At 36.4% G+C, this 6,979-nt stretch carries 6 protein-coding genes; 1 reads left to right on the top strand and 5 read right to left on the bottom strand.

Features of this window, described 5'->3' with window-relative positions; genetic code table 11:
• A partial coding sequence (locus AC1W6K_RS09780; RefSeq protein WP_481947345.1) for a 6-carboxytetrahydropterin synthase occupies nucleotides 1-148 on the bottom strand: 148 nt, incomplete at its 3' end.
• Between the two features lie 115 nt (nucleotides 149-263).
• Here AC1W6K_RS09780 and rfaD point away from each other — a divergent pair.
• Complete coding sequence (gene rfaD, locus AC1W6K_RS09775) at nucleotides 264-1,229, top strand: ADP-glyceromanno-heptose 6-epimerase (protein WP_481947343.1); 966 nt, start codon at nucleotides 264-266, stop codon at nucleotides 1,227-1,229.
• Here rfaD and AC1W6K_RS09770 read toward each other — a convergent pair.
• From AC1W6K_RS09770 to AC1W6K_RS09755, 4 genes are read right to left on the bottom strand one after another with little or no spacing between them, the layout of a single operon-like run.
• On the bottom strand, nucleotides 1,207-2,181 hold the full coding sequence (locus tag AC1W6K_RS09770; RefSeq protein WP_481947342.1) for a glycosyltransferase family 2 protein: 975 nt from the start codon (nucleotides 2,179-2,181) through the stop codon (nucleotides 1,207-1,209). The two genes, rfaD and AC1W6K_RS09770, sit on opposite strands and share 23 nt — an antisense overlap.
• A 2-nt stretch (nucleotides 2,182-2,183) precedes the next feature.
• Nucleotides 2,184-3,473 carry a glutamate-1-semialdehyde 2,1-aminomutase gene (hemL, locus tag AC1W6K_RS09765; RefSeq protein ID WP_481947341.1) on the bottom strand — a complete coding sequence of 430 codons (1,290 nt, stop codon included), beginning with the start codon at nucleotides 3,471-3,473 and terminating at the stop codon, nucleotides 2,184-2,186.
• The gene (gene yidC, locus AC1W6K_RS09760; protein WP_481947340.1) at nucleotides 3,473-5,281 is read right to left on the bottom strand and encodes a membrane protein insertase YidC; all 1,809 of its coding nucleotides are present in this window, start codon (nucleotides 5,279-5,281) and stop codon (nucleotides 3,473-3,475) included. The genes hemL and yidC overlap by 1 nt, the downstream gene beginning before the upstream one ends.
• A gap of 3 nt (nucleotides 5,282-5,284) precedes the next feature.
• Entirely contained in the window at nucleotides 5,285-6,934 is a 1,650-nt protein-coding gene (locus AC1W6K_RS09755; protein ID WP_481947339.1) for a CTP synthase, read from the bottom strand.
• Nucleotides 6,935-6,979: the final 45 nt, after the last annotated feature.

The following is a 6,979-nucleotide window of genomic DNA, read 5'->3' as shown; positions in this document are numbered from 1 at the left end:
TGACCGTAACAATTAATTCAAAGTTATGCCCATGCCAATTGTTATTCGCACATAGTCCAAAAACTTCTTGATTTTTTTCTTCGCTCCAAGCTGGATTAAATAGGCGATGAGCGGCGTTGAAATGTTCCTTTCGGATAACGTATACCATTGTTTTCAGTTTGTGTGAAGGATGTCTGGGAAAACAATAGCAGACAATCCAAATATTTCACAAAGGTACAAAAGCTATTTAGAATATATGTAAATTTGTTTTTTAATACTTTTCTATGATCATTGTAACTGGTGCAGCTGGATTTATTGGAAGTTGTTTAATCGCTCGATTAAACGAATTGAATTTTAACTACATCATCGCTGTTGACGATTTTTCATATCCTGAAAAGAATAAGAATTTAGAAGGGAAGCAAATTAAAGAACGTGTGGAACGAACTCAGCTGTCTAGTTGGCTTGATGCCAACTACCGTGAAGTTGAATTTTTCTTCCACATTGGCGCACGTACAGATACTACTGAATTTGATAAGTCTATTTTTGATGAATTAAATGTCAACTATTCTAAAATGGTTTGGCAGAAGTGTATTGATTATCAAATTCCTTTGGTTTATGCCTCTTCTGCGGCCACATACGGTTTAGGTGAGTGTGGTTATAATGATAATGAAGCCGAACTTTTTAAGTTAAAACCTTTAAATCCCTATGGAGATTCAAAAAATGACTTTGATATCTGGGCTTTACAGCAAGAGAAAAAGCCATTTTTTTGGGCTGGATTGAAGTTTTTCAATGTGTATGGTCCGAATGAATATCATAAAGGACGTATGGCTTCCGTTATTTGGCATGCTTTTAATCAAATCACATCAAATGGTAGTCTTCGTTTGTTTAAATCACATAAAATTGATTATACTGATGGAGAACAAATGAGAGATTTTATTTACGTGAAAGATTTGATTGACGTTTGTGTCTTTTTAATGGAGCACCGTAAAAATTCTGGTATATATAATTTAGGCACCGGTATTGCTCGCTCATTTAATGCGTTAGGTACATCCACATTTGTGGCAATGAATAAGCCTGTACAAATTAATTACATAGATACTCCTTTGGACATTCGAGATACGTATCAGTATTTTACGGAAGCCAATATGTCTAAATTGCGCTCCATTGGATATGATGAAGCGTTTTATACCTTAGAAGAAGGTGTAAAAGATTATGTTCAGAATTACCTTATGGCTGGGAAGTATTGGTAATTTTTTTGATACCTTCTTCGATAAATCCTTGACCGTAAGCTAGCAATTGTATGTTGGCCGCAATCAATCCTAATAGACTAATCTGTATACTCTTTGTCTGTTTTAAAGCATCTAAAAAGATGGCTATCCAATAAACCAGTAATCCCATAAAGAGTAAATTCCCAATTGGAGGAATTAGTATATTTAGAACAACAGTATTCCAAAAATAAATAAAGTAACAAGCAGGGAAGAAGTGAACCCATTTAAGTTCTTTCGGGAAAAACCGACTGATATTAATCCTGGCTCTTCCAAAGAAATGAATTTGTTTGTAGAATTGCTTGAAACTAGTTCTTCTTTTATGATAGATAAACGCTTCTGGTAGTAAGCCTGACTTGAATCCTAAAGCTATACAACGTATGCTGAATTCAATGTCTTCACCCATGCGTGTAATGACAAAACCTTTTGTCGCCTCCCAAACTTTTCTCGAGATACCCATATTAAAGCTTCGTGGATGGAATTGACCACCTATGTTTTTTGCTTTACCACGAATTCCACCTGTGGTGAATAAACTGGTCATGGCAAAGCTGATCGCCTTTTGCGTTGCAGTGAAGCTTACATGGTCTTTATCAGGTCCACCAAAGAGATCTAATTGCTGATTCTCTATACCTTTTTTTACTTCTTCTAAATAGGTTGGCTCAATTAATGCATCTGAATCCAGTATAATGAAAAAATCACCTTTAGCACGTTCAAAAGCGTAATTACGTGCAAAACCTTGCCCGCCGTTTTCTTTGAAGAAATAGTTGATTTGTAAAGATTTGGCATACTTTTTAACGACGAGGTCAGCTTTATCAACACTTCCATCTTCAATGACCAACACTTCAAAATTTGTGTAGGATTGTTGGGCTACACAAGCCAATAATTCATCAAGTTCCTGTGGACGATTGTATACGGGTATGATGATGCTGAATAACATGGTTAAGCGAACATCTGTAGGAGTGTTTCTTCGCTAGCCTGAAGAATTTTAGCCAATTCTTCTTCCTGAATTGCATCTGAAATAAACCAAGATTCATATTGGGAGGGAGGTAAGTAGATGCCTCGTTCAAGCATACCATGGAAGTATTTTCCATACAGTGCGATGTCGGAAGTTTTGGCATCCGAAAAATTATTTACCGCTTGTTCTGTGAAAAACAAAGTGAACATAGAGCCGATTTGATTGATTGTATAGGATAAACCTAACGAATCTAATTGAGATCGAATTCCTTGTTTTAATCTATTCCCTTTAGCGGCTAACCTATCGTACACGTCTAAGTTATCCGTTATGTGGTTTAGCATCGCCAAACCTGCAGTGGTTGCAAGTGGATTTCCGCTCAAGGTTCCTGCCTGATATACCGGTCCTGACGGTGCAATCATATTCATTATTTCTGAACGACCACCATAAGCACCTACGGGTAATCCGCCACCTATTATTTTACCAAACGTAGTTATATCAGGTGAAACGTTGCATATTCCTTGGTACCCACTTGGCGATAAGCGAAAGCCTGTCATCACTTCATCGAATATTAATAAAGCTCCGTATTGATCACATAGCTTACGAACGCCAGCTAAATAACCTTCTTTTGGAGTAACTAATCCCATATTGCCCACCACGGGTTCAATAATAACCGCTGCGACTTGGTTTAGATTTGCTTCGAATAAATTCTGTAAAGAATTTAAGTTATTATAAACTGCTGTCAATGTATCTTTTGCTGTTGATGCTGTTACACCAGGACTATCTGGTGTCCCAAGTGTAGCTACGCCACTACCTGCAGCAATTAAAAATGAATCCCCATGACCATGATAGCAGCCTTCAAACTTGATGATTTTATCGCGTTTTGTGTATGCGCGTGCCAATCTAATGGCTGCCATAGTGGCTTCGGTTCCAGAACTTACTAAGCGTACCATTTCAATGGATGGCACCATGGAACAAATTTTTTCAGCGATTAGTACTTCTTTGTAAGTAGGTGCACCGAATGAAAATCCATCCGAAAGAGCTTCTCTAACTGCATTTTCAATAACAGGATGTGCTTGGCCAAATAGCATTGGACCCCATGAACCGATTAAATCAATGTATGAATTGCCATCTACGTCGTGTAAATAGGCTCCTTTTGCCGATTGCATAAAAATGGGAGTACCACCAACTGATTTAAATGCACGAACAGGTGAATTAACCCCACCTGGAATTAAAGTTTTTGCTTTTTCAAAGTAGCTTGAACTTAATATACCCATTATTTTTTCTTAGGTTTCTTTTGTGTGGCTGTTGCTTTTTGTTGTTCTTCCATCGTCTTCAATTGCGTTTGAAGGTATTGAGAAAAACGAGATTTCTTTGCTCCACCACTTGCCGCAATTTTTACACGATTAGCATCTAATAATTCTTTGATCTTGTCTTCATTAACAAAATAACGAATGGCTAATTGCTGACCTATCGTCACTAAATTAGATACAAAATAATAGAAACTTAATCCTGCAGAGAATGAATTCATCACAAACATAAAGATGACAGGCGTAATGTATGCCATCATTTTCATGTTAATCGGTTGGCCAGGTTGATCAGGCGTTATTTGATTATTATAATATCCATACGCTAATTGAGATGCTGTCATTAGCAAGCAAAATAAACTCACGTGAGTTCCATAAAATGGAATGGCAAATGGCAGCGTTAAAATAGAATCGAATGTAGATAAGTCATTTGCCCAAAGGAAGGATTCTTGACGAAGATTGATTAAGTTAGGGAATAGCATAAATACGGCCATTAATACGGGCATAGTAGCTAAAACGGGTACGCAGCCACTTAATGGATTTACGCCAACTTCCCCATAAAGTTTCATGGTTTCTTGTTGGACGCGTGCTGGATCATCACCAATCTTCTCTTTGATGGCTGCTATTTCAGGAGCTAAAATACGCGTCTTAGCCATCGAAACATATGATTTGTATGTTAATGGTAGTAAAGCCGTTTTAATGATTAGAACCAATAAGATGATTAGTAATCCATAATTTGACACGATACTCTCTAAGAAATCAAACAGAGGTACGAATATGTACTTTGTGAGCGGCAATAAAAAGTCATAGCTCAGCTTGACGTTTTTTCCAAAAGAAGGAGCGACGGTTTTTATTATAGAATAATCATTTGGTCCAAAGTAAAACTTATAATTTGATTTGCCTTGGATTAGATCCTGTGTTGATGCTGTTAACGTAGCGTCTAATGTCTTTAAATGTAAAGAATCAGTCAGATTGGGCGTGCTGATTAAATCTGCTTTTTTAAATTCAAAACCCTGTGGTATTAGACCTGTTAAGAAATACTTTTTCTTAAATGAAATCCATTGAGTTGGCTTTATTAAATTGTCCGTTTCTATTCCATTCGGATTTTCAGATAAATTATCAAACTCCTCATCTTCAGTCAATAAATAATTGATTGTGGCTTTGCGTTCTTCATTAATATCTTTTTCATTTTGAACTAGATTTTCTTTCCAATGAATCGTGTAATCAGCCCCTGTGATTACGCTAGCTGCATTTTTCGCATCAATTGAATAATCGAGTTCAAAATTTTCTTCCCCTAAATTATACGTTTGACTAATTTTCTGGCCGGTTGCTAATGTACTTGTAAACACAACATTGCCTTTATTCTCTTGAACATCGTAGATTAAAGCATTCAGTTTAATTTTTGTATTTCCAGATGGGATCTCTACATCAAATTGATCTTTGCTTGCATCAAACATCTGAATTCCTTCACTTTTACCCGAGTTGTAATTTGCGTAGCTACGGTAATTCTTTAACGTTACTGATTTAATTTTACCGCCGTAATTTGAGAGCGTTACTACCATATTCTTGTTTTCTAACTTTAGAAAACGCTCCTTGATTTGTGCAGTAGGATCTGGTGCAGTTGGGGGTGTTACGACAATGTTAGCTTTTGGTTTAACTACATTTGCTTTTTTAGCTACTTGTTCTGTTGGAACCGGTTCCACAGGTGCAAAAAAATATTGATAGCCAAGTAACATGGCCATAATTAAGACGATACCGGATATTGAATTCTTATCCATAAATTATTTTGAATTTTTGATAAATGGAACTGCATGCTGGTACGCAGCCTTAATAAATTGCACAAAAATAGGCGATGGTGCCTCAACTGTTGATTTGTATTCAGGATGGAACTGAACTCCTACATAAAATGGATGATTGGGTAGTTCGATGATTTCAACAAGTTCTGATTCAGGATTAATGCCTGAAGTGACCATGCCAGCTTGATTAAATTGAGTTAAATAGTCATTGTTAAATTCATAACGGTGACGGTGTCTTTCTTGAATTGAAGTCTTTCCATAAATTTTAAAGGCCATCGTACCTTTTTCAATTTTACATGGATAAGATCCTAATCGCATAGTTCCTCCTTTTTCTGAAACATCTTTTTGCGATTTCATTAAATCAATGACTGGATAATTTGTTTCTGGATTCATTTCAAATGAATGTGCAGCTTCTAAACCTATAACATTACGCGCAAACTCAATAACGGCACATTGCATTCCCAAACAAATTCCTAAGAATGGTATTTTATTTTCACGTGCATATTTGACTGCGTTTATTTTACCTAAAATGCCGCGTTCTCCAAATCCTGGAGCAACTAATATTCCATCTAAACCTGTTAAAACATCTGCCACATCGATATCCTCCATACTTTCTGAAGATATCCATTTGACATTTACCTTTATTTCATTGGCTACACCCGCATGAATAAATGCTTCAGCAATCGATTTGTACGAATCTTTTAGCTCTACGTATTTACCAATTAATCCTACTGTTATTTCGAATTTGGGATTTTTTAATTTATCTAAAAATTTAGTCCATGCCGTTAAATTACTATCCGTGTCATTATAAATATCAAGTTTATATAAAACGCGGCTGTCTAAACGTTGTTGTTGCATCAACATTGGTACATCATAGATTGTTTCGGCATCTCTAGCTTCAATTACATCTTGTTCGCTCACATTACAAAAAAGACCTATTTTCCTTTTCATTTCTTGTGGAAGCGGATGCTCCGTACGGCAAACTAAAATATCGGGTTGAATTCCTGATTCGGATAATTGTTTTACGGAGTGTTGGGTAGGCTTTGTTTTTAACTCGCCTGCTGAAGCCAAATAAGGAACAAGGGTAAGATGTATAAATAGGGTGTGTTTCTCTCCTAAGTCCCATTTTAATTGCCTCGCAGCCTCAATAAATGGTAATGACTCAATATCTCCAACGCAACCACCTATTTCTGTAATGACAATATCAAATTTACCTGTCTCACCTAAAATTAAAATATTACGTTTAATTTCATCTGTTATGTGAGGGACAACTTGTACAGTTTTACCTAAATAATCGCCTCGACGCTCTTTGGTAATTACATTATGGTAAACGCGCCCAGTCGTAATATTATTTGCTTGGCTTGTTGGTGTATTTAAAAAACGCTCATAATGCCCTAAATCTAAATCAGTTTCCGCTCCATCGTTTGTCACGTAGCATTCCCCATGTTCATATGGATTTAACGTACCTGGATCTATATTGATATAAGGATCAAATTTTTGGATTGTACATGACAATCCACGAGCCTGTAAAAGTTTAGCAAGTGAAGAGGCGATGATGCCTTTTCCGAGTGAGCTAGTTACGCCACCCGTTACGAAAATGTACTTTGATTTCTTAATTAATCCCTTGCCAGACATTCGAATAATTCATTATTTGGTTACGGGAAACAAAGATAGGAATAA

This window comes from Aquirufa sp., assembly GCF_964796385.1.
Note: the sequence above shows the minus strand (reverse complement) of the source record. Positions and strands in the feature narration are given on the sequence as shown.

What these genes read in the sequence shown, in the direction of transcription:
- rfaD (WP_481947343.1), top strand. Translation starts at nt 264, where the DNA reads ATGATCATTGTAACTGGTGCAGCTGGATTTATTGGAAGTTGTTTAATC.
- AC1W6K_RS09770 (WP_481947342.1), bottom strand. Translation starts at nt 2,181, where the DNA reads ATGTTATTCAGCATCATCATACCCGTATACAATCGTCCACAGGAACTT.
- hemL (WP_481947341.1), bottom strand. Translation starts at nt 3,473, where the DNA reads ATGGGTATATTAAGTTCAAGCTACTTTGAAAAAGCAAAAACTTTAATT.
- yidC (WP_481947340.1), bottom strand. Translation starts at nt 5,281, where the DNA reads ATGGATAAGAATTCAATATCCGGTATCGTCTTAATTATGGCCATGTTA.
- AC1W6K_RS09755 (WP_481947339.1), bottom strand. Translation starts at nt 6,934, where the DNA reads ATGTCTGGCAAGGGATTAATTAAGAAATCAAAGTACATTTTCGTAACG.